This window comes from Pontitalea aquivivens (assembly GCF_046507575.1).
GTDB lineage: Bacteria > Pseudomonadota > Alphaproteobacteria > Rhodobacterales > Rhodobacteraceae > Pontitalea > Pontitalea aquivivens.
Map to the genome: position 1 here is coordinate 1 of NZ_JBKFEY010000032.1, position 25,864 is coordinate 25,864.

30 protein-coding genes, 1 tRNA gene and 2 pseudogenes are annotated in these 25,864 nt (G+C 59.9%); 20 read left to right on the top strand and 13 right to left on the bottom strand.

The annotated features are described in order from the left end of the window. From ACK8OU_RS18105 to ACK8OU_RS18120, 4 genes are all read right to left on the bottom strand, one after another. The coding region (locus ACK8OU_RS18105) for a tyrosine-type recombinase/integrase (RefSeq protein ID WP_410304761.1) at positions 1–1,160 on the bottom strand (1,160 nt) is incomplete at its 3' end. Positions 1,161–1,348: 188 nt separating this feature from the next. Next, positions 1,349–1,597, bottom strand: a complete 249-nt coding sequence (locus ACK8OU_RS18110) for a hypothetical protein (RefSeq protein ID WP_410304762.1) — start codon at positions 1,595–1,597, stop codon at positions 1,349–1,351. Continuing rightward, complete coding sequence (locus ACK8OU_RS18115; RefSeq protein ID WP_410304763.1) at positions 1,597–2,403, bottom strand: hypothetical protein; 807 nt, start codon at positions 2,401–2,403, stop codon at positions 1,597–1,599. Before ACK8OU_RS18115 ends, ACK8OU_RS18110 begins: the two co-directional genes overlap by 1 nt. Positions 2,404–2,492: 89 nt before the next feature. Beyond that, positions 2,493–3,284 carry a MauE/DoxX family redox-associated membrane protein gene (locus tag ACK8OU_RS18120; RefSeq protein WP_410304764.1) on the bottom strand — a complete coding sequence of 264 codons (792 nt, stop codon included), beginning with the start codon at positions 3,282–3,284 and terminating at the stop codon, positions 2,493–2,495. Positions 3,285–3,362: 78 nt separating this feature from the next. Here ACK8OU_RS18120 and ACK8OU_RS18125 point away from each other — a divergent pair, with 78 nt between their 5' ends. After that, on the top strand, positions 3,363–3,743 hold the full coding sequence (locus ACK8OU_RS18125; RefSeq protein ID WP_410304765.1) for a MerR family transcriptional regulator: 381 nt from the start codon (positions 3,363–3,365) through the stop codon (positions 3,741–3,743). Between the two features lie 467 nt (positions 3,744–4,210). Here ACK8OU_RS18125 and ACK8OU_RS18130 read toward each other — a convergent pair. Then, positions 4,211–4,287, bottom strand: a tRNA-Arg gene (locus ACK8OU_RS18130). Positions 4,288–4,364: 77 nt separating this feature from the next. Further along, positions 4,365–5,768, bottom strand: a complete 1,404-nt coding sequence (locus ACK8OU_RS18135; protein ID WP_410304766.1) for a sensor histidine kinase — start codon at positions 5,766–5,768, stop codon at positions 4,365–4,367. A 238-nt stretch (positions 5,769–6,006) separates the two neighbouring features. Between ACK8OU_RS18135 and rpmH the strand changes: the two genes are divergently transcribed. The 13 genes and pseudogenes from rpmH to tnpA all read left to right on the top strand — a co-directional run. Beyond that, on the top strand, positions 6,007–6,141 hold the full coding sequence (rpmH, locus tag ACK8OU_RS18140) for a 50S ribosomal protein L34 (protein ID WP_073061402.1): 135 nt from the start codon (positions 6,007–6,009) through the stop codon (positions 6,139–6,141). Between the two features lie 21 nt (positions 6,142–6,162). After that, positions 6,163–6,657 carry a ribonuclease P protein component gene (rnpA, locus tag ACK8OU_RS18145; RefSeq protein WP_410304767.1) on the top strand — a complete coding sequence of 165 codons (495 nt, stop codon included), beginning with the start codon at positions 6,163–6,165 and terminating at the stop codon, positions 6,655–6,657. Continuing rightward, positions 6,654–6,896 (top strand): membrane protein insertion efficiency factor YidD, encoded by a 243-nt coding sequence (gene yidD, locus ACK8OU_RS18150; protein WP_410304768.1) that lies wholly within the window; start codon positions 6,654–6,656, stop codon positions 6,894–6,896. The genes rnpA and yidD overlap by 4 nt, the downstream gene beginning before the upstream one ends. Next, positions 6,889–7,767 (top strand): tRNA 2-thiocytidine(32) synthetase TtcA, encoded by an 879-nt coding sequence (ttcA, locus tag ACK8OU_RS18155; RefSeq protein ID WP_410304769.1) that lies wholly within the window; start codon positions 6,889–6,891, stop codon positions 7,765–7,767. The genes yidD and ttcA overlap by 8 nt, the downstream gene beginning before the upstream one ends. Positions 7,768–7,853: 86 nt before the next feature. Then, entirely contained in the window at positions 7,854–9,392 is a 1,539-nt protein-coding gene (locus ACK8OU_RS18160) for an EAL domain-containing protein (RefSeq protein WP_410304770.1), read from the top strand. Between the two features lie 110 nt (positions 9,393–9,502). Beyond that, the gene (gene yidC / locus ACK8OU_RS18165; RefSeq protein ID WP_410304771.1) at positions 9,503–11,332 is read left to right on the top strand and encodes a membrane protein insertase YidC; all 1,830 of its coding nucleotides are present in this window, start codon (positions 9,503–9,505) and stop codon (positions 11,330–11,332) included. After that, positions 11,329–12,084 carry an MOSC domain-containing protein gene (locus ACK8OU_RS18170; protein ID WP_410304772.1) on the top strand — a complete coding sequence of 252 codons (756 nt, stop codon included), beginning with the start codon at positions 11,329–11,331 and terminating at the stop codon, positions 12,082–12,084. Before yidC ends, ACK8OU_RS18170 begins: the two co-directional genes overlap by 4 nt. Beyond that, positions 12,084–12,734, top strand: a complete 651-nt coding sequence (yihA, locus tag ACK8OU_RS18175; RefSeq protein ID WP_410304773.1) for a ribosome biogenesis GTP-binding protein YihA/YsxC — start codon at positions 12,084–12,086, stop codon at positions 12,732–12,734. Before ACK8OU_RS18170 ends, yihA begins: the two co-directional genes overlap by 1 nt. 275 nt (positions 12,735–13,009) lie before the next feature. Next, entirely contained in the window at positions 13,010–13,888 is an 879-nt protein-coding gene (gene argB, locus ACK8OU_RS18180; RefSeq protein WP_410304787.1) for an acetylglutamate kinase, read from the top strand. Then, positions 13,885–14,535 carry a ferredoxin gene (locus tag ACK8OU_RS18185; RefSeq protein ID WP_410304774.1) on the top strand — a complete coding sequence of 217 codons (651 nt, stop codon included), beginning with the start codon at positions 13,885–13,887 and terminating at the stop codon, positions 14,533–14,535. The genes argB and ACK8OU_RS18185 overlap by 4 nt, the downstream gene beginning before the upstream one ends. Then, positions 14,532–15,050 carry a SixA phosphatase family protein gene (locus tag ACK8OU_RS18190; protein WP_410304775.1) on the top strand — a complete coding sequence of 173 codons (519 nt, stop codon included), beginning with the start codon at positions 14,532–14,534 and terminating at the stop codon, positions 15,048–15,050. Before ACK8OU_RS18185 ends, ACK8OU_RS18190 begins: the two co-directional genes overlap by 4 nt. Before the next feature lie 249 nt (positions 15,051–15,299). Further along, positions 15,300–16,370, top strand: a complete 1,071-nt coding sequence (locus ACK8OU_RS18195) for a DUF475 domain-containing protein (protein ID WP_410304788.1) — start codon at positions 15,300–15,302, stop codon at positions 16,368–16,370. Positions 16,371–16,477: 107 nt separating this feature from the next. Continuing rightward, a pseudogene (gene tnpA, locus ACK8OU_RS18200) lies at positions 16,478–16,866 on the top strand (IS66 family insertion sequence element accessory protein TnpA); the annotation flags it as partial. A 324-nt stretch (positions 16,867–17,190) separates the two neighbouring features. On the opposite strand, the gene ACK8OU_RS18205 reads toward tnpA, so the two are convergent. Next, a complete protein-coding gene (locus ACK8OU_RS18205; protein WP_410304776.1) occupies positions 17,191–17,478 on the bottom strand; it encodes a hypothetical protein in 288 nt (95 codons plus the stop codon). Between the two features lie 279 nt (positions 17,479–17,757). Between ACK8OU_RS18205 and ACK8OU_RS18210 the strand changes: the two genes are divergently transcribed. The 4 genes from ACK8OU_RS18210 to ACK8OU_RS18225 all read left to right on the top strand — a co-directional run bounded on the left by ACK8OU_RS18210 (position 17,758) and on the right by ACK8OU_RS18225 (position 19,955). Continuing rightward, positions 17,758–18,228: a hypothetical protein gene (locus ACK8OU_RS18210; RefSeq protein ID WP_410304777.1), complete on the top strand. Its 471-nt coding sequence runs from the start codon at positions 17,758–17,760 to the stop codon at positions 18,226–18,228. A 146-nt stretch (positions 18,229–18,374) separates the two neighbouring features. Then, the gene (locus ACK8OU_RS18215) at positions 18,375–18,998 is read left to right on the top strand and encodes a tetratricopeptide repeat protein (RefSeq protein ID WP_410304778.1); all 624 of its coding nucleotides are present in this window, start codon (positions 18,375–18,377) and stop codon (positions 18,996–18,998) included. A gap of 37 nt (positions 18,999–19,035) precedes the next feature. After that, complete coding sequence (locus ACK8OU_RS18220; protein WP_410304779.1) at positions 19,036–19,455, top strand: hypothetical protein; 420 nt, start codon at positions 19,036–19,038, stop codon at positions 19,453–19,455. 20 nt (positions 19,456–19,475) lie between these two features. Then, positions 19,476–19,955 carry an autotransporter outer membrane beta-barrel domain-containing protein gene (locus ACK8OU_RS18225; protein WP_410304780.1) on the top strand — a complete coding sequence of 160 codons (480 nt, stop codon included), beginning with the start codon at positions 19,476–19,478 and terminating at the stop codon, positions 19,953–19,955. A 221-nt stretch (positions 19,956–20,176) separates the two neighbouring features. On the opposite strand, the pseudogene ACK8OU_RS18230 reads toward ACK8OU_RS18225, so the two are convergent. Next, positions 20,177–20,511, bottom strand: a pseudogene (locus ACK8OU_RS18230) (esterase-like activity of phytase family protein); the annotation flags it as partial. A gap of 52 nt (positions 20,512–20,563) precedes the next feature. On the opposite strand from ACK8OU_RS18230, the gene ACK8OU_RS18235 reads away from it, so the two are divergent. Further along, positions 20,564–20,878: a hypothetical protein gene (locus ACK8OU_RS18235; protein WP_410304781.1), complete on the top strand. Its 315-nt coding sequence runs from the start codon at positions 20,564–20,566 to the stop codon at positions 20,876–20,878. 135 nt (positions 20,879–21,013) lie between these two features. Here ACK8OU_RS18235 and ACK8OU_RS18240 read toward each other — a convergent pair whose 3' ends face one another. Together ACK8OU_RS18240 and ACK8OU_RS18245 are read right to left on the bottom strand one after the other, a co-directional pair. Then, the gene (locus ACK8OU_RS18240) at positions 21,014–21,568 is read right to left on the bottom strand and encodes a hypothetical protein (RefSeq protein ID WP_410304782.1); all 555 of its coding nucleotides are present in this window, start codon (positions 21,566–21,568) and stop codon (positions 21,014–21,016) included. Continuing rightward, a complete protein-coding gene (locus ACK8OU_RS18245; protein WP_410304783.1) occupies positions 21,568–22,044 on the bottom strand; it encodes a hypothetical protein in 477 nt (158 codons plus the stop codon). Before ACK8OU_RS18245 ends, ACK8OU_RS18240 begins: the two co-directional genes overlap by 1 nt. 107 nt (positions 22,045–22,151) lie before the next feature. Between ACK8OU_RS18245 and ACK8OU_RS18250 the strand changes: the two genes are divergently transcribed. Continuing rightward, complete coding sequence (locus ACK8OU_RS18250; RefSeq protein WP_410304789.1) at positions 22,152–22,382, top strand: IS1096 element passenger TnpR family protein; 231 nt, start codon at positions 22,152–22,154, stop codon at positions 22,380–22,382. Between the two features lie 20 nt (positions 22,383–22,402). Here the strand turns inward: ACK8OU_RS18250 and ACK8OU_RS18255 are convergent, their stop codons facing one another. The 3 genes from ACK8OU_RS18255 to motA are packed head-to-tail and all read right to left on the bottom strand — an operon-like array spanning position 22,403 to position 25,862. Continuing rightward, a complete protein-coding gene (locus ACK8OU_RS18255) occupies positions 22,403–22,741 on the bottom strand; it encodes an HU family DNA-binding protein (protein ID WP_410304784.1) in 339 nt (112 codons plus the stop codon). A gap of 38 nt (positions 22,742–22,779) precedes the next feature. Then, the gene (locus tag ACK8OU_RS18260) at positions 22,780–25,029 is read right to left on the bottom strand and encodes a hypothetical protein (RefSeq protein ID WP_410304785.1); all 2,250 of its coding nucleotides are present in this window, start codon (positions 25,027–25,029) and stop codon (positions 22,780–22,782) included. Next, entirely contained in the window at positions 25,026–25,862 is an 837-nt protein-coding gene (motA, locus tag ACK8OU_RS18265; RefSeq protein ID WP_410304786.1) for a flagellar motor stator protein MotA, read from the bottom strand. The genes ACK8OU_RS18260 and motA overlap by 4 nt, the downstream gene beginning before the upstream one ends. Positions 25,863–25,864: the final 2 nt, after the last annotated feature.

Here is a 25,864-nt window from a genome sequence, read left to right on the forward strand (position 1 = left end):
TACTGTACGACGCGCAGATGCGGGCGCGCGCGTTCGGGACGCGGGGCGCTGATAAGGGTGCTCAACTGTGCGGCGTTCTGTGTCGCCGCTTCCAATACAGGATCATCGGCCAGATGCGCATAGCGCATTGTGGTCTGCAACTGGCTGTGTCCCAGAAGTCGCCCCACCATCTGGATCGGCATTCCGCCCGAGACCGCCATTGACGCATAGGTGTGGCGCAGATCGTGAATGCGCACATCCTTCAACCCGGCCCGTTCACGGATGCGCCGCCACGGGTGCTGCATGTCGGTCGCATAGCGTCCGGGCAGCTTGCCCGCGATAATATAGGGGTTGTCATCCAGCCGGGGCAGGGCGTCCAGCACATCGCGCGCCGCTTGGGGCAGGGGAATACGCCGTGCGCCGGTTTTGCTGTCGGGCAGTTCCATATGACGCGGTGTGATGTATTCCCATTTCAGCGTCTGGATCTCACCAAGGCGGCATCCGGTCAGGATCAAAAGCCGGAAGGCGGCCACGACAAAGGGCGTTTCGCTGCCTTCGCGTTCCACGTCCGTCAAGACTTGCCCAAGCCGTTGCAACTCGGTCTGCGACAGGAACCGCTCGTGCTTGTGTTCCCGATATTTCGGCACATGGCGGCAGGGGTTCGATCCGTCCCGGCGCAAGCCCCAGACTTCGGACTGGTTGAACATCTTGGACAGAACCCCAAGCGTGCGGTTGGCCTGATAAGGAATGTCGCGGTGCTTGTGATGCAGATCGGCAATGTCCTTGCGCTCCACGTCCACAACCTTGAATGCGCCGATGGCGGGAACAATGAACCTGTCGATAGCCCGGCGGTATTCCGAGGCGGTGGAGGGCTTGCAGCGCTCCTTGACGTGGCTTTCAAAGAAGCGTTCGCACAGGGCTGCCACGGTTGGCGCCCGGCGCTCCTGCGCGATTTCCTCGGCAGGGTTGTCGCCCTTTGCTACAAGCCCCATGACCTCGCGCGCTTTCAGCCGGGCTTGCTCTGCCGTGATATTGCCATGCCGTCCAAGGCTGATGCGCCGCGTGCGCCCGCCCTTGCGATATTGCGCCTGATAGGTCTTGGTGCCCGATGGCATGACACGCACGCCAAAACCTATGATCTCGCTGTCCCAGACAAAGTAGTTCTCTACCTGTGGGCGCATCCGACAGGATGATCCCGTGCTGCGCGAGCGGCTGAAGGAGTTGGCGCGGATCCGTCGCCGGTTCGGCTATCGGCGGCTGCATGTGTTCTTGCGGCGCGAGGGGCATTGGTCGCGCGGCAAGGTAGGTGATGGGCCCTGTGACGGCGCGCGATTGGATAGCCGGATCACCCCGGCTATCCGCCATTTCCTTATAGGCTATTCGATTGGCTCTCCTGCCACGTTTCCTCGCGAAGCCGGGCAGGTGTGCGGCAAATGAAGTCGTAGTAAGCCTGTGCGACGTTCACGACATGCATATGCGGCACATCGCAGAAGTCACGGGCCTGGAATGCCCAGACCAGGCATTGCCGCCGAAGCTCCTGATCCGCTGAAAGAGCCGCACCGGGGTTCCCCGGTGCGGCTTGTTGCGTTTGTGCGGTCGCCGGTGCGCTGTCGGACATCACCGCGCTTCCTTCATGGCGACATCCAGAGCATCGGAGAAGCTGACGCCCTTGTCCTGAACGATCCGACGTGCCGAGGCCAGAAGCGCATCCTGGCTGCGGTCGGCATGATACCCGTCAGGAATGTTGCCGCCCTGACGCGAGTTCGGGACCGTGCTGAACGGATCATTGCCAAGGTCCATCGCGCCGAAGGAAACAACCTGCGGCTGTTTCGCGAGATAGCCCATGAACCAGTCGCGTTGCGTGGTTTCGGCACCATCGGAGAACGAAACCGTGTCTGCCATATCCAAGCCAGTCGCGAACTCCAGCACCTCCGCCTTGAGGACGGGCAGAAGTCGCCCCTGATCGATGAGTTTTTCAAGCTCGTGATCCAGCTTCTCGCGCCGGACGGCTGCGACCTCGCTGCGCATGGCGGCAAACTCAGGGCTTTCGGCCTGTTGCTCGACCGGCTTGAGCGCGTCCAGTTCCTGCCTCAGGGCGGCAATCTCGGCCCGAAGCGCGGCGATGGTGTCGGCGGCTTCCCGCGCGGCAAGGTCGCGGGCGTCGAAGTCGCTGGCGAACTCGACCGTATTCGCCTCTGCCGAAAAGCTGACAGGCTTGAGGCCGGTCACGGCAGGCGCGGCACCGCCAAGGAAGCCAAGGTGCCGCAGGTAGAGCGTTCCCGGCACCGGATTGGCGGCGCTGTCAGGAAGAAAGAACGCCGCCGACACCTTCTTGTATCGGCCTTCCCGCACCGCCGCCGCGAACGCGGGGTCAACGTCGCGCAGGGTGCCGTTCAACTTGCCGCTCTTGCGGTCGAAGTCCATTCGATCAACCCAGCCATAGGCCGGGGCATCGGTCGACGGATGCCCCACGACTACGGGAGCCGGGGATTGCGCGGCATAGGGCGAGGGGATTACATCCCGTGCGCCCAGACAGGCAGCAGACTGAATGCGCCGAGCGCCATCCAGACCGCCATGGCGATCATCATCAGGTTCTCGGTGAGAGAAATGAAGCCGAGCGGTACGTTGCTCGACCCGCCCACGCAGGCGCATTTGAGTTCACGCCGGTCGATATAGACCGTCTTGAACACCGAAGTCGCGCCGATGGTGCCGATGAACAGGGCGACAGGAACCGACAGCCAGGTCAGCGCTCCGGTGATCATCAGGATGCCGGCCAGCCCTTCCGCGAAGGGATAGATGTAAGAATAGGGCACCCACCGCTTTGCCAGCAGGTCGTAGTTCAGGAACATCGTGGCGAAGCTCTCGACGTTCTGGAGCTTGAGCAGCGCCAGCACCGCCATGCTGAAGGCGATGAACCATTCAGCAGCCCGGATCGTGAAAGGCGAACCATAGGCGGCGAAGCTGGCGGCCAGCGCCATCAGCAGGGTCATGGCGAACAGCGCGATGACCGGCCTGTAGCTTGTCGCCTTGGGGTCCGCCACCGGCTTGCCGAGAAAACGGCGAAGATCGTCATAGCTGCCGATGCGCTTGTCCCTGATGAAGACCTGCGGCGTGGTCGCAACATCATGTTCGGCCTTGAAGGTATCGACCGCTTCGCGCGTGGCGAGGTGGTGATCCTCGACCGCATAGCCAGACCGCTTCAGCAGGTCCAAAGCCTTGAGGCCATAGGGGCAGGTGTGGTCCGGCGTCATCATCCGGTAAAGACGCGCCGTCTTTGCGGCGCCAACGGGGTCCGACATCTTCATGTCTCCTTCTCATCCTTGATTCGGAGCGGCCGGACTGTATATAAGTGCCGTACCATAGTACGGGATCAAGAGGAAAAGATGCTGACCATCGGAAAACTTGCCGAGGCGGGCGGCGTCGGTGTCGAGACCATCCGCTTTTATCAACGTAAGGATTTGCTCGGGACGCCTCCGCGCGACGGTGGTATCCGCCGCTACGGGAACGAGGATGTTCGCCGCCTCCGCTTCATCCGCAAGGCGCAGCAGGCGGGGTTCACGCTGGAGGAAATCCGGGAACTGATCGCCTTGGACTCGGGTCATGACCATCATCGCGCGCACGAGATGGCTGAAAAGCGGATGGTCAAACTTGATGAGCAGATAGCGGAACTGCAACGGGCCAGGCAGAGCCTGCAGCGGTTGGCGCGGGAATGTGCGGAAGGCAAATCCGGTTCCTGTCCGATCCTATCTGCCTTCGAGGTCTGAACGTCCACTTTGTCCCGCCTACCGGCCTTCGCTCTACGAAAGTGCTGCGCGATGGTCGAACGGCCGGTCTGGTGAGGCTGCACCGCAGCAAAGGCGTCTTTGATGAACGGCAGGAGTGGGCCGGGAGCTTTCTTTCCGTTGTCCACGTTGTCCGCCGTCAAGCTAGCAAGGGTTGCTTGGCGGACAAGGCGGACGGTGGCGAACAGTGATTCTCGGGGTTTGGGAGTGAAGGGTGGCCTTTGTCCTTGCCAGAACGCACCAGAGGATGCGCGCAGCTGCCCAAAGCGAGTGAGTTGGGAAAATTCTGTCCGAAAGTTTTCACATCAGCGTCTGGAAGCCGACCCGCCACTTCAGCCCGTGACCCGCATTTGCGGCGCTATGGGGGGGTGGCTTACCACTGGATGCAAACCGGTTCCTAACCGTTCCGGTCGAGCATCAGGAAAATACAATATTTTCAAGATGAAGGGTGGCGGACCCGGAGCGATTCGAACGCCCGACCCCCAGATTCGTAGTCTGGTGCTCTATCCAGCTGAGCTACGGGTCCACTGTGGGGCGGGATTTAGACTTCGTTCCTGGGGTTTGCAAGGGCAAAATTCGGAAAAGATCAGAAATGCGTGCGGCTCAGGCTGCGGCGTTGTCCAGGACAAGGTCCTTGGGCAGGTGCAACATGAATTCGGTGCCCTCGGAATCGGTGCGCACCAGATCCAGGCGACCGCCGTGGCCGCGCACCAGTTCAGCCGCGATGGCAAGCCCAAGGCCCGTGCCGCCCTTGCGCGTGCCCCCGGCAAAGGGCTGGAACAGATGCTCGCGCGCGCGCTCGGGCAGGCCGGGGCCGGTGTCGCCGACCCGAATCCACCAGCCGCTTTCCTCTTCGCCGGCGCCGATCTCAATGGTGCCGGGCCGCCCCGTCGCCTCGATCGCCTGACGGGCGTTTCGCACCAGGTTGGACAGGACGCGGTAAAGCTGTTCGCGATCGGCCCGGATCACCAGATTCGGCGCGATGTCGGTTACGAAATCCACCCCTGCGGCATGGGCCGACAGGGTTTCGCCATCGATCACCTCGGCGGCCAGCCCCGCAAGCATGAAACGTGACAGTGCCGGTGGCGGTTCTTCCGCGCGCCCGAAGGTCAGCGTGGTTTCGCACAGGTTCACCGCGCGCGAGATCGAATTGACCAGCTTTGGGGCCGACCGCTTCACCGCCGGGTCGTCGCTTTCCTCCATCCGGTCGGCAAACAGCTGCGCGGTCGTCAGGATGTTGCGCAGATCATGGCTGATTTTTGCAACCGCCTGACCCAACTGCGCCAGTCTTTCCTTCTGGCGCAACGCCGCCGTCAGGTCGCGCTGCATCGAGGCCAGCGCGTCCTCGGCCACGCGCAGTTCGGCGATCCGGGCCTGTGGCGCGATGATCCGGCGGGCATCTTCCGGGGCTTCGGCATAGGCGGCCATATGCGCCACCACGCGCTTGATCGGCGTGACCATCAACCGGCGCACTGCCAGGAACAACAACAGCGCCGTCAGAACCGAGATCACCGCCGACAGCACCAACAGCCGCATCCCGTATTCGATCATGGCGGCGCGCATCGGCGCGGTTTCCATCGTGACCTCGATCACAAGGCCGCCTTGCCGGACCGGATCGCCGATCACCCGGATCACCTGATTGGCCGGATTGCCCAGCAGCACGAGCGCATCGCGCATCCGCCCCAGCGCGGACCCGTCGCGCAGATCATAGGTGGCCGCCACCGCCTCGGGAATGGGCGACGACAACACCAGCTGGCGCATCGCATCGCGGCGCAGAACAACGTTGAACACGCCGGCGTTTTCCAGCAGTTCCGTTTCCAGATCGGGATCGATCAGCTCATCCGTCGTCAACAGGGCAAGCGATGCGATCTGCGCACGTTCCAGGCGCGTCAGCAGGTAATCCTCACGAAAGTTGCCAAGAGAGGGCAGAAGAATCAGCACTTCGGCCAGCATGACGAAGACGCTCGTCAGCATCAGGAAACGACCAGAAAGTGTGTTCAGCGCCATGCCTCACCCATTCGCAACAGGTTGGCTGACCGCATGCCCGCCGTCCCGTCGCCGCATTCTCAGGGAATACCAAACCCTTCGCCGAATAAATAGGTGCCTTGCCGCACCGGCAAAAGCCCGCGAAGAAAATCCGCGCGGGCGAATTGACTTGGGACCCAAGCCCGACTAAAGACCGGGCTTCGAATGACAGAGGCTCTCGAATCCTGGCGGTTTGGGTGCCCGAACCGGAGTAACCGCGATGAAACGCACTTTTCAGCCGTCGAACCTTGTTCGCGCCCGCCGCCACGGCTTTCGCGCCCGTATGGCGACCAAGGGGGGCCGCCGCGTGCTGAACGCCCGTCGCGCCAAGGGCCGCAAGGTTCTTTCGGCGTAAGGCAAGAACGGCCTGCAAGGCATGACGCCGCCGGAGGTTCCCGTGACTGGCCCGCAAGGCCGGAGCGAGGGAAGCGCACCGGCGGTTTCTGTTTGCGTGCAACCATCCCGAATCGAGATTCTGCGCCAGCGCGCCGATTTCCTGCGTGCGGCTTCTGCCCGGCGGCAAGGCGCGCCGGGTTTTCTGCTTCAGGCCCGCCCCCGTAAGGCAGACGAGCCTGTGGCGCCGGATCTGATCCGCGTCGGGTTCACCTGTTCGAAAAAGGTCGGCAATGCGGTTGCGCGCAACCGCGCCAAACGCCGCCTGCGTGAGGTGGCCCGCCTGGTCCTGCCGGGTGCCGGTCGCCCGGGCTGGGATTATGTGCTGGTCGGCCGTCCCGGTGCCACTGCCGGGCGCGATTTTGCCGCGATGCTGGGCGATCTGCGCCACGCCCTGGCCGAGGTGCATTCCGACAAGCCCCGCAAACCCCGACCCGAGCCTGTCCCCCCAAAAGGCCCCAGACGGGGGCGCGGATGAGCCCGCTGGCCCACCTTGTGGCCCTGCCGGTGCGGGCCTATCGGTTGCTGCTCAGCCCCTGGGTCGGGCATGGCTGCCGCTATCAGCCCAGCTGTTCGGCCTATGCGCTGGAGGCGCTGGAAAAGCATGGCGCGCTGAAGGGCGGCTATCTGACCGCCCATCGCATCTGCCGCTGCCACCCCTGGGGTGGCCATGGCTATGACCCGGTCCCGCCTGCGAAGGATGATTCCGATGCTTGATGACGACGCTGAACCGATCCACCCGCTGTTCGCGGATGCGCCTTCCTCGACCGAGTTCAAGAAGCTGCGCAAGCGCATCGTGCGCGAAACCCGTGAAGCGATCGAGAAATTCGGCATGATCGAACGCGGCGCGAAGTGGCTGGTCTGTCTGTCAGGCGGCAAGGACAGCTACACCCTGCTTGCGGTGCTGCATGAATTGCAGTGGCGCGGCCTGCTGCCGGTTGATCTTCTGGCATGCAACCTCGATCAGGGCCAGCCCGGGTTTCCTGCGACGGTTCTTCCGGAATTCCTTGAAAAGATGGGTGTCCCGCACCGAATCGAATATCAGGACACTTATTCCATCGTGGTCGACAAGATCCCGCAGGGCCGCACCTATTGTAGCCTGTGTTCGCGCCTGCGCCGGGGTAACCTGTACCGCATCGCACGCGAAGAGGGTTGTTCTGCCGTTGTGCTGGGCCACCACCGCGATGACATTCTGGAAACATTCTTCATGAACCTGTTCCACGGTGGCCGGCTGGCAACCATGCCGCCCAAATTGTTGAACGAAGAGGGCGACCTGTTCGTCTATCGACCGCTGGCCTTCGTGGCCGAAGCCGATTGCGAGAAATTCGCCCGCGCGATGAACTATCCGATCATTCCTTGCGATCTGTGCGGTTCTCAGGATGGGCTGCAGCGCCAGCAGGTCAAGCAGATCCTGGACGGGTGGGAGGCGCGCAGCCCTGGCCGTCGGCAGGTCATGTTCCGCGCGCTGATGAATGCGCGCCCCTCGCATCTTCTGGACCCCTCACTGTTCGATTTCGCAGGTTTGGTGCGGGCGCGCGCACCAGCGGAACCCGAAGAATTTAAGATAAACCCGCCGAAACTGCGGTAGTCGGATTAACCGGCTGCTGACGATTGCGCCCTAGCCTTCCGGGACAGGGGCGCGTGCCCCGGGGAAAGCGGTGCCGGGGGCAGGTGATGACCGGAAGAATTGTGCATTGGGCACGGGCGGCGGCGGCGATGCTGCTGCGACGGGAAATGGCGGTCTTTCTGCCTGCCGTTGGTCTGGCAGGGCTCTGGTTCGGGGCCGACGCGATGATCCTGATCGCGGCGACTGCGCTGGGTGTGGCCTGGATGGGACGGACATTGCCGCCCCTGGGGCATGCCGGTGCGGATCTTGATGCCGCAACAGGTCTTTGTCTGCGCCCCGAGGCCGAGACGCAGATTGATCGTGCCGTGGCTGCGGCGCGTGAAACGGGCGGCAAGACGGCGGCTCTGGTTGTCGGGTTTGACGATGCGGAAACGGTTCAGGCAGATCGTACCCCGACTGAGGTTGATCAATTGCTGCGCCGCAGTGCCGAACGCTTGCGCGGTGCCTTGCGCGACCGTGATATCCTTGCCCGCCTTGATGGCCTGCGCTTCGCGGTCATCCTGCAACCGACCCCCCGGCTGAACCTTGAGGGCCTGATCCAGATTTCGTCCCGCCTGCAGGCCGTTGTTGAAACCCCGCTCTCGATCCGGCAACAGACGGTGACGGTCACGGCGCATGTCGGCTTTTGCCCGATGAGCCGTGCACCGCAGATGACAGGTGCCGCCCTGCTTGCGGCGGCCGAAGCTGCTGCGGATGCGGCTCGGCGCAGCGGTCCCAGCGCGATTCGCGCCTATGCGCCAGATATCTGGCCTGCGCGCACGCATGAAAATGATCTGACCCGCGAAGCGGCTGCCGCGCTGGAAGAAGGCCGCATCATCGCCCATCTGCAGCCGCAACTGTGTACCGATACCGGCGATATATCCGGTTTCGACGCTGTGCCGCGCTGGCTCCATGCGGTGCGCGGCATTCTGACCGAGGCCGAGGTCCTGCCAGCAATCGAATCGGCGGGCCTGCTTGGCCGACTGCAGGAGGTTCTGGTTTTCAACGCCTTCCATGCCTTGCGTGACTGGGATCGCCGGGGTGCCGGCATGGTGACGATCAGCCTGCCGGTTCACCCACGGTCTTTTCAGGACCCCAAGTTCGCATCCCGCCTGCAGTGGGATTTCGACAGGTTCGAAATCACGCCCGGAAGGGTGCGCTTCGTGCTTACACCTGCGATCCTGCCCCTTCTCGTGGATGAGGTGGTGCGCCACAATCTGGACGCGCTTGGGGAAATGGGTGCGGGTCTGGATCTTTCGGATTTCGGGATGGGTGCGACGTCGGTGGCCCAGATCCGTCGGTCGGGTGCGCAACGCCTGCGTCTGCATCGGTCGTTCGTTGCCCGCATTGATACCGATCCTGCACAGCAGCGCGCCGCCGCAGCGCTGATCGCGATGGCGGATGGGCTCGGCCTTGAAACGCTTGCCGATGGCGTCGGCTCGATCGGTGAGCATGCGATGCTGGCACAGCTGGGTTGCCGCCACGTTCAGGGTTCAGGCATCGCCCGGGCCATGCCGCACGAGGAAACGGCGGCTTGGCTTGAACGTCACCGGGCCAAGATTTCGCGGCCGCCACGGCTGGGACGGGGGCGCAGCCCGGGGGCGTGAAGCTGCCGCGCAGGGCTCTCTCTGCCGCGAAGCCCGAAAATCGCTTGACCTTTCGCCAGCCCTTCTGTTGAACCCTCCCCAACCCAGGACAGGTTGGTGGACCCGCGCTAATGGAAGATCAGAACAAGAACCTTATCCTTGCGACCGTGCTCTCCTTCGTGGTGATCCTGGTCTGGTACACCTTCTTCTCCCCGCCAGAACCTGTTCCGCAAAGTGATCAGCCCGCCGTCGTGGCCCAGATTGATGCGGCCCCGGCCGGTACCCCCTCGACCGGCGCGGCCGAAACGACGGCAAACGAACTGGCGCAGGCCCCGCGCGTCGCCATTGACACGCCAAAGCTGACTGGGTCCGTATCACTTATGGGTGGTCGGATTGATGACCTGTTCCTGCGCAATTACAAAGTGTCGCTGGAAGATGACGCGCCCTTGGTGCGCCTCCTGGCCCCCGTAGGCGGGACTGACCTGGATGCCTCCACCCCCTATTATGCCGTCTACGGCTGGGTTCCGGGGGCCGGGCTTGATCCGACCATGGTCCCCGGCCCGCGTACCATCTGGCGGCTGGCGGCTGGCGATGTTCTGGCCCCCGGCAAGCCCGTGACTCTGGAATGGGACAACGGCGCCGGCCTGACCTTCCATCGCGAGATCGCTGTGGACAGTGATTACCTGTTCACGGTGACGCAATCGGTCCAGAACGACACGGATACCGCAGCGCGCCTTGCGCCCTATGGCATCATCGCGCGCCACGGCATACCGGACACGCAGCGCGTCTATGTTCTGCACGAAGGTGCCGTGCGCATGACGGACGGCAAGCTGCAAGAGGTGGATTACGACGATGTGACCGGCCTCGATGTCGTTGCGGGCGAAGGCCAGGCGGATATCGCCACCGTGACAGAAAATGGCTGGACTGGCTTTACCGACAAATACTGGATGACCACGCTTGCCCCGGCACCGGGTCAAGGCTTCACCTCAGCCCTGAAATACGTCGCGCAATCCGACATCTATCAGACCGAGGCCCGCCTGCCCGTGATGGAGGTGGCCCCCGGTGCCGCAATCAGCGCCACGACCATGCTTTTCGCCGGCGCAAAGGAATGGGAGGCCATCCGGAACTATCAGGATGACACCGGCATTCAGGGCTTTGTCGATTCGATCGACTGGGGCTGGTTCTATTTCCTGACGAAACCGATGTTCCGCCTGCTGCATTGGCTTCATGCCACGATCGGGAACATGGGTTGGGCAATCATTGCGCTGACGGTGATCATCAAGCTGATCGTTTTCCCGCTGGCCCGCAAATCCTACATCTCGATGGCGCGGATGAAGGAACTTCAGCCCGAAATGGAAAAGCTGAAGGAACGCGTCGGCGACGACCGCATGAAGATGCAGCAGGAAATGATGGGCCTTTACAAGCGGGAAAAGGTCAACCCGGCATCGGGCTGCCTGCCTATCCTGCTGCAGATCCCGATCTTCTTCGCGCTCTACAAGGTGATTTACGTTACGATCGAACTGTATCACGCCCCGTGGATCGGCTGGATCCGGGATCTGTCGGCGCCCGATCCCTCCTCGATCCTCAACCTGTTTGGTCTGCTGCCCTTTGCAACGCCGGATCCGTCGTCGATCTTCTTCATCTTCTCGCTTGGTGTGCTGCCGATCCTGCTGGGTATCTCGATGTGGTTCCAGCAAAAGCTGAACCCCGCCCCGACCGATCCGACCCAGGCGATGATCTTCGCCTGGATGCCTTGGGTCTTCATGTTCATGCTGGGTGGTTTCGCATCGGGCCTGGTACTGTACTGGATCGCGAACAACACGATCACCTTCATCCAGCAGTACACGATCATGTCGATGCATGGGAAACGCCCCGATCTGTTCGACAACATCCGTCAGGGTTTCCGTCGCAAGCCCACGAAGGACGCCGACAAGAAACCCGCCGACAAATCCCGGAAATGACGGCACATCTGGCCCATATCCTGCGCCATCCGATCAAGTCGGTCGGGTATGAGGAAATCGAAAGCGCGCCCCTGACCCGGGGGCGCGCTCTGCCTTTCGACCGACACTGGGCCATCGCGCATCAGGCGGCAAAGTCTGATGGCCCGATCACGGCCTGGGCGGGGAAGCAGAATTTCCTGCGCGGCGCGGCGGCACCTGGCCTGATGGCGATTCGTGCCGCAACCGCCGTCGACGGGCGTGTCACACTGACCCACCCTGTGGCCAGCCCGCTGGCCGTGCACCCCGACCTTCCGGAAGACCAGGCCGCGCTTATGGAATGGCTGCGCCCGTTTTGGCCCGCGCACCGACCTGCGCCGCGCAGCGTGGAACATGTCCCGGGTATGGCTCTTGCCGATTCGCCCGAACCCTATGTCTCGGTCCTGTCCCGGTCCTCGCTTGATGCGCTTGGCGCGGCTGCGGGCGTACCACTGTCGCGCAACCGGTTTCGTGGCAATCTCTGGGTTGAGGGCTGGGTACCGTGGTCCGAACCCGGCCTTGTCGGTCGCAACCTGCGGATCGGAACAGCCCTGCTGGAAATCGTTGAACCGATCACGCGCTGCCGCGCAATCTGTGCCAATCCCGAAACAGGCCATGAGGATCTGGATGTCCTCTCGTTGTTGCGGCGCCTGAACGGCAACGCCCAGTTCGGGCTGTTCGCGCTGGTGCGCGAGGCGGGCACCGTCACGCGTGGCGATCATGTGGAGATTTCGTAATGCAGATGCAATTCACCCTTGCCCCGACTCCGGACGATGCCACCCTTGAAAAAGGGCGCCTGATGTTTGCCGCCCCTGTAGAATTTCTCAAGGGCGTCGTCGCAATGTCCGGCCTGCCCCCCGCGGACCGGATCGAGGTCTGTTTTGCCGGACGTTCCAACGTCGGGAAGTCCTCGCTGATCAACGCGCTGACGAACCGCAAGAACCTTGCCCGCGCTTCGAACACACCGGGACGCACCCAGGAAATCAACTATTTCACAACCGAGGGCGGCCCCTATCTTGTCGACCTGCCAGGCTATGGCTATGCGCAGGCGCCGGTTGCGATCGTCGCAAAATGGCAGCAACTTCTGAAATCCTATCTCGCGGGGCGTGCCACCTTGCGCCGTGCCTTCGTGCTGATCGACACCCGTCACGGGATCAAGGCTGTCGATGAACAAATCCTGACGCTGCTTGATCGCTCTGCCGTCACGTTTCAGGTCGTGATGACCAAATCGGACAAGGTAAACCGCGCCGAACGCGAACAGGCGATCTTGCAGGTCAAGGCGGCGCTCGGCAAGCATCCGGCAGCCTATCCCGAAATCGTGGTGACCTCATCAGAAAAAGGCGAAGGGATCGAAACCCTGCGCGCGATCATTGCCTCACTCGGCTGATCCGACTCTGGTGGGTTCGGGATGCCTCCGGCAGGAGTATTTCAGCCAAGAAGAACCCCGATCCTGCTTCTTCTTGGCCTAAATACTCCGGGGGTCCGGGGGCCGCGCCCCCGGCTTTGACCACCGGCCGGGTGGGGCTGACACTCGATCAGCTTTGCGCCGGGGTCGCTTGCAACGTGCGGTGACAGGGCCGCTCTCGGGGCTTGGCAGGGGGGGCGATTGGCCGTAACACTTGCCCCGCATGCTCCGGGGAACCCACGATGAGAAAGCAGACCATGAACCGAGACTGGATCGCCACTGCCCGCACCCTTTCCGAGGCGTTGCCCTATCTGCAGCGTTACACGGGCGCTGTCGTTGTGGTGAAGTTTGGCGGGAATGCAATGGGTGACGATGCGGCGATGGCGGAATTCGCCCGCGACATCGTTTTGATGCGACAGGTCGGCATGAATCCCGTGGTGGTTCATGGCGGCGGGCCGATGATCAACGATCTGCTTGGCAAGCTTGGTATCACCTCTGACTGGGTCCGAGGCAAGCGGGTCACCGACAAGGCCACCGTCGAGGTGGTCGAGATGGTTCTGTCAGGTCTGGTAAACAAACGCATCGTGCAGGCGATCAACGACCAGGGTGGCCGCGCGGTGGGCATTTCGGGCAAGGATGACGACCTGATGGTCTGTGAACCCGATGACCCCGAACTTGGTTTTGTCGGGCGCCCGGTCGAGATGAACGTGCAGGTTCTGCGCGATCTTTACAATGCCGGGATAATCCCGGTGGTGGCGCCCGTCGGAACCGGGGTGAATGACAATGAAACCTTCAACGTGAATGGCGATACCGCGGCTGGTGCGATTGCCGGGGCGCTTCAGGCCGATCGCCTCTTGCTGCTGACCGATGTGTCGGGCGTCAAGAACAAGGACGGTGAGGTCGTCACCCAGATGACCCCGGATGAGGTCTGTGCGATGATCGCAGATGGGACGATCGCCGGCGGCATGATCCCCAAGACGGAAACGGCGCTGAAGGCGTTGGAGGATGGCGTTCGCGCGGTGGTGATTCTGGATGGGCGTGTGCCCAATGCCTGTTTGCTGGAACTGTTCACTGACCACGGTGCGGGCAGCCTGATCCGCTCGACCGAGCCGCGCGTGAAGCCGCGCAAACGGTGACGCTGGCGACGCTGGAAGGGGCTGCCGGGGACGAACGGCTTTTTGTGTCGGGCCTTGTGGCGCTTGGGCCCGAAGATGGCTTGCCGGCGAAATTTGCGGCCCTGGCGCTGTTATCCCCGGACGAGCCAGGATTCTGGGATCATGTGACAGCCAGCCCCGAGTTCGCGGATGGTGCGGCCGATCCGTTGGACCGCTGGTCGTCGCGGGTGATCAGGGCGCTGGCCCTTGGCCTGGACGGCATGGCTGTGTTTCCCTTTGGCGGCCCGCCCTGGCATCCGTTTCAGCACTGGGCCTTGCGCAGTGGCCGGGCCTGGGCATCGCCTGTCCGGTTCCTGGTGCATGACCGGATGGGGCTGATGGCGTCCTATCGCGGCGCCATCGCCTTGCCGGGCCCGATCAGCCTGCCAACCCCTGCAGCGGCGGCACCCTGTGTGGGGTGCACGGCGCCCTGTGTCGCGGCCTGTCCTCCCGGTGCCCTGACCGGGGCGGGGTATGATCTTCCGGCCTGCCATGCCTTTCTGGATCGGCCCGAGGGCGAAAATTGCCTGAACGCAGGCTGCCTTGTGCGCCGCGCTTGCCCGTTGAGCCAAACCTATGGCAGGCTGGCCCGACAATCCGCTTGGCACATGAGGCAATTTCACAAATGACACCCTTGGGACACCGCCGTCTGATCCTCACGCGCCATGCGAAATCATCCTGGGATAATCCGCTTCTGGCCGATCATGACCGCCCGCTGAACACCCGGGGCAAGCATGCGGCGCACGAACTGGGGGATTTTCTGGCTTCGCGCGGGATGGAGCCCGAGGAGGTGCTGTGTTCCACCGCGCTGCGGACCCGCGAAACCTGGAACGGCGTTGCCAGCGCCGTGATGGAAACCCGCCCCGAGGTACGCCTGGTCGAGGCGCTGTATCATGCCAGCCCTGATGTCATGCTGGCGGTCCTGCGCACGGCCACGGCCCCGACGGTGATGATGATCGGCCACAATCCCGGCATCGCCGAATTTGCGGCGATGTTGCCGGCGCGTCCCCCGATGAGGCCCGAATTCAGGCGCTATCCGACCTGCGCCACGCTGATCGTGGATTTTCAGGCCGAGGACTGGCTTGGCGTGAACCCAGGCGACGGGTCGGTCATGGAGTTCTTTTTGCCAGGCCGTCAGAGCTGACCGGCGCCTGTGGCGCGCCTGACACGTCACACCGGGTGGTGGGGCGGTGATTGCCGCCGCCCCTTGTGTCATCGTGTGGAAACGCGCATTTATGTGCGGCTTGCCTGTGGCAGGCACCCGTGGTGACCGGGCCCCTCTGGCGAAAGTGGCGGCGCTTTCGTGATGTCGGCACCTGAAATCTTCCAGCCGCCTGGACCTTGATCGGACATGGCAAGCAAGACGACCCTCAGGCCAGAGGCCGCGCCGGAAATGGCGGGCACGGCCCCGATGTTGCAGTATTTCCGCTGGGCCTTTATCTTTACCGTCCTGGGTTTGGCGCTTGGCGCCTTTCTGGGCTGGCACACCACCGGCACGCTTGGCGGCATGCTGACAATCTTTTTCATCTGTGCGGTTCTGGCGGTTCTGGAAATTTCGTTGTCTTTCGACAATGCGATCGTGAATGCCAACAAGCTCAAGGATATGCGGCCCGAATGGCAGCACCGTTTCCTGACCTGGGGCATCATCATCGCGGTCTTCGGGATGCGTATCGTCTTTCCGTTGCTGATCGTGGTGATCGCGGCAAAGATCGGCCCCTGGCAGGCGCTGGTGCTGGCCGCCGCCCGCCCCGAGGAATATGCCCGCATCATGCAGGATGCGCATCTGCCGATTGCGGCCTTTGGCGGCACTTTCCTGATGATGGTTGGGCTGAACTTTTTCTTTGACCAGGAAAAGGATGTGCATTGGGTGCGCTGGCTGGAACGGCACATGGCGCGCTATGCCACGATCCGCGGTATCGAAGTGGCGTTGGTCCTGCTGCTGATCCTGGGCTTTTCGCGGCTTCTGGACGGGGCCGAGTCGCAGGTGTTCTTCACCGCGGCGATCTGGGGCCTTCTGACCTTCCTTCTGGTCGAGGTCCTGGGCGGGCTGATCGACAGCACGCAAGAGACGCTGAAATCCGCCGCGCGCGGGGGGTTGGGCGCTTTTCTGTATCTGGAGGTGTTGGATGCCTCGTTCTCATTCGACGGGGTGATCGGGGCCTTTGCGCTTAGCCAGAACCTGTTCGTGATCGCGATTGGTCTTGGGATCGGTGCAATGTATGTGCGGTCGATGACGATCATGCTGGTGGAACGGGGCACATTGGCCCAATACCGCTATCTGGAACATGGTGCCTTCTACGCCATCATCGCATTGTCGGTCATCATGTATGCCCAATCGCTGGTGCATATCCCCGAGGTGATCACAGGCCTGGGCGGTGCGGCGCTGATCGGAATATCGTTGTGGTCCTCAATCCGCTGGAACCGGGTCAATGACCAGGATGAGGCGCTGACCACCAGGGGTTAGCTGCGGGGCTTGTCAACACCGGGCCAACATTTTCCTGGACCCGATGACCTGCTCCCCTGAAATATCCGTATTTGGGGTTGGTCTGTTCTCCGGCGAAGGCGACGGACATGAAGCGCAGCAGGTTCACGGAAGAACAGATCATCGGCGTGCTGAAGAAGCATCAGGCCGGGTTGAGCGCGGCGGAATTGTGCCGAAAGCACGGGATCAGCGATGCGACGTTCTACAACTGGCGCTCAAAGTATGGCGGGCATGGAGGTCAGTGAGGCGACGCGCTGAAGCAACCCGAGGACGAGAACAGTCGGCTGAAGAAGTTGCCGGCGGAGTCGATGATGAATGTCTCGGCCTTGCGCGAGATGCTCGGAAAAAATTTCTGAAGCCCGGGGCAAAGAGATCCGCCGTGTCCTGGGCCATGACCGAGAAAGGCTATTCGCAGCGACGGGCCTGCCGCCTGGTGGGGATCGATCCGCATGTGCACCGTTACCGCCACCGTCCGCCTTGTCCGCCAAGCACCCCTTGCTAGCTTGACGGCGGACAGCGGCGGACAACGGAAAGAAAGCTTCCGGCACCGCTCTACCGCAGAACAGCGATCAAGAGAATAACCGCTACCGGCCCTTTACGGACATTCGCCAAGATGGTCATCGCTACAGCGCAGCGTTTCCCGAACCGGTCTTTCGTGGCATCGCGCAACAAGATCGGATCCGCCAAGTTCAACAGTGCGGACAGAACCACCGCTCCCGTCACCGGAGGCAATGACGGCAGCCAGCCCGAACTCGACATTCGTGCCACACATAGCGACAGCCATGCTGCGAATGCGAAGGGCTCAGTCGATTTCCCCATAAGCAGCGATCAGACGACGCAGTTCCAAGCAGGCTTCATGCAGCACTGAAAAGGCATTGCCGACACCTTGCCTGATATCACCGGCTTCAGCCGCATTCCGCACGGCAGTGATCACTTGCTTCGCAATCTCGGACGCATACCCGGTTTCCGTGGATTGGACGGCAGCTTCGATCTCACCGATATATAGCGGTATGTTGTCTTGAATATCGCTTTCAGACAAGCGCGCAATGAAGGACTGCGAGGGCAATTGTGCCGCTAGTCTGACAAGCAACCGGATGTCACTTTCCAATTCCTCTTTTGTCGCTGGGCCATCGATCTGGATTCTACAAGTCACGCAAATTTCCCAGTTTAGGAACGTTAAACTCTCTGGCCCCGGCTACCCAGGCAGCTCAAGACCGGATAAGATCGCCAAAACAGAGTGCCACGATCTCGCCAGGTGGTGAGGAACTGCGGGACGCAACTATATAAGGTTAGTACCCCAAAGTACATATCAAGGGGGCACCGGCCCCAGCATTTACCCCAAAAACCACGTTTCTCAAGGATGCTAAAATTGAAGACCACTCTGCTGACCTGCCTTGCAGTTCTTGGCTTTTTGCAAACCGCGCACGCGGCGGAGGAGAACCGCTGCGGATTGCCGTTTTCTCAGGAGGCTGATGATCTTTGCGAGGGGCTGACACATTTGCTCCCTCAATTCGCCGATGACTTCGATCTATCTCGGCTTGATGGCCAGTATGCATTGGCTTGCGGGGGGATGGAAGGCATCGAGCTTTCCGGCACGTCCGCCGAGAACGAAACACGGGTGCTTGTGGATCAGCATAAGGCAACCGGCGTCTTCCACCCTAAAGCCTTTTTTGGTCCCATGAGCGGCCCTTTGAGCTTCATCCTGGCGATTACCTACACGGACTCTCTGACCGGTGAGGAGAAAACCTTTTCGGTGAATGGAGACCATCAAGGGTTTTATATACTGGAGGATTGGGACGGAGTTCGAAGGTTGTCAAAATGTTCGGAGGCCACGGAATAGGCCAGGGCATCCTGGAAGGCGCCACAACAATGAATTTCCAAGCTCTCAAGTGAAACCCTAATTTTGCAGCATGCCATGCGTGCAACCCACCAGCAGGTACAGCTTGAACAGCGGGTACAGCGCATACATCAGACAGGAATTCGAGAATGTTCAAGAATTTGATTTTGCTTCTGACTTTTCTCAGCGCGCCTTTTGCCGCCTGGGCCGATACGACCAAGAGCGATATCTATTGGGCCATCATCAGATCTGACAGTGCCAACCTGGTACATCCAGGGATTGAGATCTTCGAGTTCCAAGAGCAACGACAGTTTTCCAATGAGCTCTCGAACAGTGCTTGCGAAGGCAATGAAATTGCACATGGCAAACTTGAAGCGGCTGCGTCTCTGGGAAGTGCAACGGCGAATACCTCTCTCGCATGGCTCTACGGAAAACAGCACTGCCACTACTTTCAGAACAACCCTGAACTGGTCACGAGCCTGTACAAGCGCGCTGCGGAACAAGGGTACCCCATTGCAATGACCAGTTATGGGATCAAGTTGCTTCGGGGTGAAGGAACAGCAAAAAATCCCTATGTTGGAACCGTTTACCTGTTGAATGCTGCCATATCCGGTTGGGGTAATGCGGGCCTGTTCCTGGCCGAACATATTCTTTTAGGTTTGAATGCGGAACATGACCGGGACGTTGCGCAAGCTCTCTATGATGAATTTCGCTACAGCGCGTATAACGACGAACTGATTGGAAGCGTTGAAAACCTATTGGCACAACACTGAGCAGGCGGCGTCAATATAGGTGAAACCTGCGGGGTAGATGATACCCGATTCACAAGTATTCTGTTCCAGACTGCATGTGCCCATTAAGCGGTACAAGCAAGCACTGGAATATCTCGCCCGCCGTGCAGATGCCTGCGGCATATCAGGCTATCAAGAGGAGGGAGATATCATCCTTCCTCCGCTCTATGACAGCGAAGCACATGTTGAATTTTTTGACAGTATCACCCGGCAACTGGAGCAGTATCACGCGTTCCTGTTGCTGCAAAAGGTGTCGTGTGACGGTTCCTGCGGATTTCGACATGGATGCCGCGGCGCGTTTGCTCAGTGGCCTGATGGTGAAGCGATGATTGCGTTTCCGGCAGGGGCGAAGGTGTGGATCGCCGGTGGCGTCACGGACATCGTCGCCAGATGGTCCGGCCGAAGCGTTTTGATGCGCGCAGGTGTTGATTTCCACTGAGAAGTGACCCGGGTATCGAGGTGTTCGGTCGTCTGTTCGTGTCGGATGGTGATTTCCGCTACAGCCGCATCGCCGGCGCGGGAACCGCCTTCGCGGGCCTTTCCTTCGCGCGGGCTTCCATGGAAGGCTACGAGGAAACCGGGGCCGGCACGGCCAACCTGACCGTTCCCGACTACGATGTGGACCGGACAGACCTGTACGCCGGGGTGCGCCACGTCACGAAGTGGACGACGGCGAATGGATCGGGTCTGCTGGGCTTCGTGGGTGCGGGCCTTGGCACCGAACTCTCGGGCAACGGGTCGGTCGTGACGACCTACACGGGCAGCGCAACGCCGTATCTGAGCACGCTGGATAATGGTCGCGACACTTATGGCCTGATCGAGGTCGGCCTTTCGGGTCAGGTGTCGAAGAACGTCTCGGTTGACGCCTCTTACGGCGCGCGGCTCGGCTCGGATACCGAGAACCAATCCGCGTCGCTGAAGATCAAGATGCAGTTCTGATCGCTTCAAGCTGCGCCCCGATCGGGACCAACCCGGCCGGGGCGCTAAACAAAAACGGACCGCATCGATTTTGATCGATGCGGTCTTTTTTAATTGCGGGGATCCACCAACAGCGAGGCGATGCCTGGGCCGCGCAATCAGCCAGAAGCACGCCTCATCTGCACCCCGTGATCTGGACAAGACCGCCCGCACCATCGGTGTGGGTGTCCTGTTTGGCGCGATCAGATCTTGCCGATCGACCGGAAAAAGGTCTCGCCCGAGCTATCATCCACACCGTCGTGTCGGTCGAGACGACGCCCTCGCCCTCGGCGGTGGTCGCAAGCCCCTCGACCTTGTCGACGACATAGCCGCCCTGGCTGTCAAGGTCGGGGATCAGGTCGCGGACCTCTTCCTTGGACGCCACCGGCAGGGCACCGCCCAGTGGCGCAGGCTGCAGTTCGGCCGCGGGAATACGGTAGATCGTCTTCAGTTTCGCCGCGGCGCCGATCTGGTTGTCGCGCCCGACGACATAGACCCAGGCGCCCTGCGCGACGATCTCGGACAGGCCGACCCAAGCGGAACGGGCGGAACTTGAGGCGAAGCTGGCCGCCCTGCCCGAACCAGAACCGGTGGCGATTCACCCCGGCCTGGCCGAGACCTACGCCCGGAAGGTCACGGATCTCTCGGAAGCCCTGAACGACCCCGAGGCGTGGCCAGAAGCGGCGGACCTGCTGCGCGGCCTGATCGAGAGCGTGACACTGACGCCGGACCCGGACGCGCCGAACGGGCATCTGATCGAACTTCGCGGCGAATTGGGTGCGATTTTGTCGTTGTACGGCAATGACGTAGCCGCAAATGCCAACGCCCGCCGGGGAGCGGCGGGCGTGAGGCAAGTGACTGTGGTTACGGGGGCAGGATTTGAACCTACGATCTTCAGGTTATGAGGTCCACCCCTTCACCAGAAATAACATCGTGATTTCCGTTTGTTAGCCAATTTTCAGGCTCGCAACGCCGGCGTCGTGTCGCACGGAACAGCCGCAAACCGTCGGGAAGAAACGGGAACCCGCCATACCAGACCTTTATGGCTGGTCCCGAGGCCATGGCCCCGGGGCACAGGGCCGTTCGAACCAGTCCCGGTCTCGTAGACCTTCATTGCCGATGTTTCGCCAGTCGCAGGGGGGAACGAACGGGTATCGTCCATCGTGCAGCAAGAGGCCGGGGCCAACCCAGCCCGTGTAGTATCCGTCGCAGGCCCCTCCCGGTTTGTGCAGGCCGCTGATGTCCATGGCTTCCGAATAGTCCGCGTTCACCCTGCTGTCTGTCTCGGCGTCATAAAGACCCTCAGACGCGCGCTCGCGCGCCTGTGCGTAGACGAACCGGTCGTTGAAGCAGACGAACTCTATGTCGCGCGCCAGCCTCGTTCGCCCATCTGTTGCGAACAGGTCCCAGCGGCCGTAGCGGTTCCAATCGAACTCTCGGCCCAACTGCATTCCATTCGGCAGGTTCACCGATTCCCGGAAGCTTGTCACCCACCGAGCACCGGCGACCGATGCCCAGAGGAGGATCAGCCCGGTCAGTCCGATCAGCGCGTAACGGGCAAGCGCGCCCGCAAGAGATTGCGCCCTGGATATCATCACTCGACGCCCCCGCCGTATTCGCTGCGCCCGGCATCCTTCATCACCTCGGCGACGAAACGAGCCGTCCAGTTGCCGGTGATCGGATAGGGCGTGCCCCCGGCCTCGATGCCGACATCCAGCTGATCCTCGAAAATGTCAATGAACTCGAAGGTGGTCTCTCCGGTGATCCGTAGCATCGTACCACGGTCGTCAACACGACCGACGAAGACACCTCGAACGACGCCGTCGCCATGGGAGAATGCGACATCACCGAAATCATACGGCGCGCCAAAGTCGTAGCTGAGCCACCCCGCGCCCGTCGCCCGCGCTTCATCCGCGATCTGGTGATTGCAGCACAGGGCGCGCATGTGCTGGCCTTCGACAACCTGTCGCGGATCAAGCCCGCGATGGCCGATAGCCTTTGTCAGCTTGCCACCGGTGGCGGCTTTGCAACCCGCAAGCTTCATAGCGATACCGAGGAGGTTCTGTTCCAAGCCACGCGCCCCATTATTCTGAACGGGATCCCAGGCCTGGCCGACAGGGCCATTCTTCCGACCCTTCCAACGATCCCGGAAGCGGCGCGACGCTATGAGAGCGACTTCTGGGAGCGGTTCGAGGCCGCCCGCCAGAGGACGTTGGCGGTGCCCCGGGCTACGAGGAGTTCTTCGAGGCCCTCGCAGATCCGGACCACGGGCCACACGAGGACATGGTTCGCTGGTCGGGCGGGTGCTTCGATCCTGAGGACGCCCGGATCGACATGATCGTGGAACGCTTTGAACAGCTTGCACAGAAATGGGCCCCGCGGCCCCGCAAGCCCAAAGCCACGACTTAAGACCCGCCAACGTCCGCGATCTACGCCGGATGCTCACCTCCTTTGGCCGGTCTTGCGATCTTCGACTGTCTTGCGCTTCCGCCACTTGGCAACCGTCTTCGGGTTAGGCCGCCGCTGGTCGGGATGGCGATCACGGTGCCGGTCGAGGGGTTCCGGCCGGGGAGTTCGGCGTGTTTCTTCACAGCAAAGCTGCCAAAGTCGATCAGGTTGACCTTTTGGCTCGGAGCCGATTCTTCCTTGATGGCAGACAGGGTGACATTGACGGCTCCTTGACAGCGGCGCGCGCCCGGTCGGTGGTTTTGGTGATCATTGCGGTTCGCAAGGGCAAGGGGATCTGCACTCAAATCACGATGCAGCATGATTGGGTTGTCCAGGATGACGAAATGGCAGGGGTAATTCAATTGTCGTACAGGGCATTGCTTTCCAAGAGCAAAGAGGAAAAAGAATCGCGATCTGTTTTACTTAAATCGAGTAGCTTTCGTGCTTGGTCTAGAGAAATGATTTCAGGCTGGAATCCAAGATCTGTATTTTTTGAATTTTTTTCATCGTTGATCATGAAATGATTAGGTGGTGTAGATTCCTTTCCAATTTCTCTCAGGGGCATGTACTCGAAATTTCCGCTTCGCCACGCCTCGCGCGATGAGGATTCGTAATCATTCAAGCGTTCGAATGCTTCGCGCGCCGCATCGTGATCTCCGCTTAAGCTATGCGCTGTAGCAAGGAGACGAAGTCCTTCAGGCTCTTTGATGTCTTTGGCATGTGAAATCGCGTCAGACAGATGACCATCAATGATTGCTGCGCGCGCTAGCAATATGCGCCCTCGCTCAGATCTTTTAATATTCTCACTTAGTATGTCTTCTGACGGAGAGCTGAAACCCAGATTCGCGAGACGATCCGCCAAACTCAATATTACGTCTGTTGGCAAGTCAGAATCAATGGCTAGCTTCTCATGTGAAAAGTACTCGGTTAGAAATACGCGGTCGTTCGATGTTTCACTGAGCTGTCGAAATAATTCATGAACAGTTCCGCGACGCAATGCCGGATTGGATTCCTCAGGCCAAGCTTGAAGCTTATAAAATGCCATTTTGAACTTTCCAACAGATCCCAAGCCCAGTATATTAGCACGAAGAAAGGAAAATTCCTGAATACGTCCGCGGTTTTCATATGCTAAGGCGGCTGCATTTTGTATTATTTCATCGTCGATAGGGTCACGATTTTTTATGCTGGTCTCAATGTATCGAAGAAGGGCTTCGTGTCCACTTGCTTTGTTTGAGGCCATGAGTGGAATAAGGGCATCCGCCGCTTCGTAGGTTGACTTCATACTCTCTGAAAATTGATAATCCGCCAATGTGATGGTTTCGACGAGTGCATCTGGCGATCTCGCCAATGAACTTCGAATTGACTCCGCCACATCAATTGCCCCCAAGCTGAGTAAGCGGTCAATGGTTCTGGGGCCGAGCTGAGCGCGAAGGTGTGAAGGAAGCTCTGAGAACGCTCGCTTCACGGCTAAAAAATTAACAATAAGATCACTGGGTGGAGCATCAGAAGCTAGTAGCCCCCAGAGTGCCGCGTTGGTATCGCAATCGGTCATCTTTGCGAGGTCTGAACCTACAGGGATTGGAGTGTTGTCGACAATAGCCGCTAAAGCTTTCAAAATGATAAATTGATCTTCGGAAACCGGCATGGCTGTCAAGAGCGCGTTGGCCTCCGCTCCGAAACCGGCGGCAATATATATCTTCGCTAACTTTTCAACGGCATCTGGAGAGGGCGCGTCAAACTCTCCAAGTAGCTGGCGTCTTGCATGGGAAACCTGCTCAATGATTGGAGCGTCGTCCAACCACGCTGAGATGTAAAGCTCTTCATCACTCAAACATCTTACGCCAAGCTGCGATGCTCCGACTGCACTCAGGTTATCCCTGTCGATCGTTGTCTTTGCGTCCATTGCAAAATTCTGTTCTCCGCGCGGAAGGCGTTGTGTTGAGGTCCTGGCTTCAAAGCTAAATTCAATTTCTGGTTTTATTTCTGGTGATTCCGGCATGGATTGATCTATTTCAATCAAGTTTTGTGAGGCAGCACGTCCTATTTGATATATTAAATTGAGTTCTGCATCGTGCATTCGTGTATTGGCTTCGGTGCCAGAAGCCAGGTTTTCCTCAAGCACCTTGACGTCTTCCTGTGGAGAAAGGAGGGGACTTGGTGATCGCTGGTAGAATGGCGTGAAGGCGGCCACTTCGCCTTCACCGAAGCTGTTCTGAGCGGGATCCTCTAAAGGCTGTGTGTGTACGTCTATCTTTTCAAAGCCAGCGCCGACGTCAAGAACCAGGCTGCCGTCTCCCAACGAAAAGTATTTTGCGAAGACTCCATGGGCCATTTCCACTCGAACAGAAGACCCATCGACTCCTTCTTGGACGTCTAATATTCTTGTTCTTGGGATGAGATGAAAAATCTTGTCAAGATTGAAGCGAATGTTCTCGTGGTTGATTGCAATTTGAACATAATTTTTGCCTTGGATCACTTCCCATCGCAAGTCAGGGGGAATATCAAAGACAAGCCGCGAAAATGTCTCATGATCCCCGGATCGTACGTTGATTTTTTCCGCCCAAACAGGCGAAGCGATAAGGCAAAGTGCAATCAAGATCTTTTTCATGCGACGTCTGACTTTACTGCTTTCAAAGCTTCTTCAAGGCTTGCGAAGCTGGATCGAATGTGGTGTGGAGTGTTTTGGCGACCAACCTCAATACAAATATTTGTTGCATGGTTGTGAAGGTTTGCGACCAGAACTTCTCGTATCAATTTATAGAAATGGCTATCCTCATCTGTCACAGACTTTAATCGAGATGCAAAAGGACCAATGAAGCCATAGGCAAGGAATACGCCAAGAAATGTTCCCACAAGTGCGCCACCAATCATTTTCCCAAGAATTTCTGGGGGCTGATCGATGGACCCCATGGTTTTGATGACGCCTAAAACCGCCGCCACGATTCCAAGCGCTGGCATCGCATCTGCAACAGATTGAAGTGCGTGACTCGAGTGCATCGCGTTGTGGTAATGTGCCTCGAGCTGTTTTTCCAAGATTTCTTCGACTTGGTGAGGATCGTCATAATTCATGGAGGCTGAACGCAAAGTGTCACAGATCAGCTCCACCGCCTCATGATCCTTAAGAATTTTTGGATATTTCCCGAAAATCGAAGATGTTTCTGGTGATTCGATGTGTTCTTCAATGGCCACTGGGTTTTGCCGTGCTAGTCTGATAAGCTCAAACAAAAGGCAAAGAAGATCTCGATAATCTTTGGATTTCCATTTTGCGCCTTTGAAAACTTTCCCCAAGTCTTTCATGGTGTGTTTTATTGAAGGCAGGTCATTCGAAAGAATAAAGGCACCTGTGGCTGCACCACCAATCATGATCATCTCAAAAGGGAGCGATTTCAGGATGATCCCCATCTTCCCCCCAGCAGCGATATATCCTCCGAAGACCATCACAA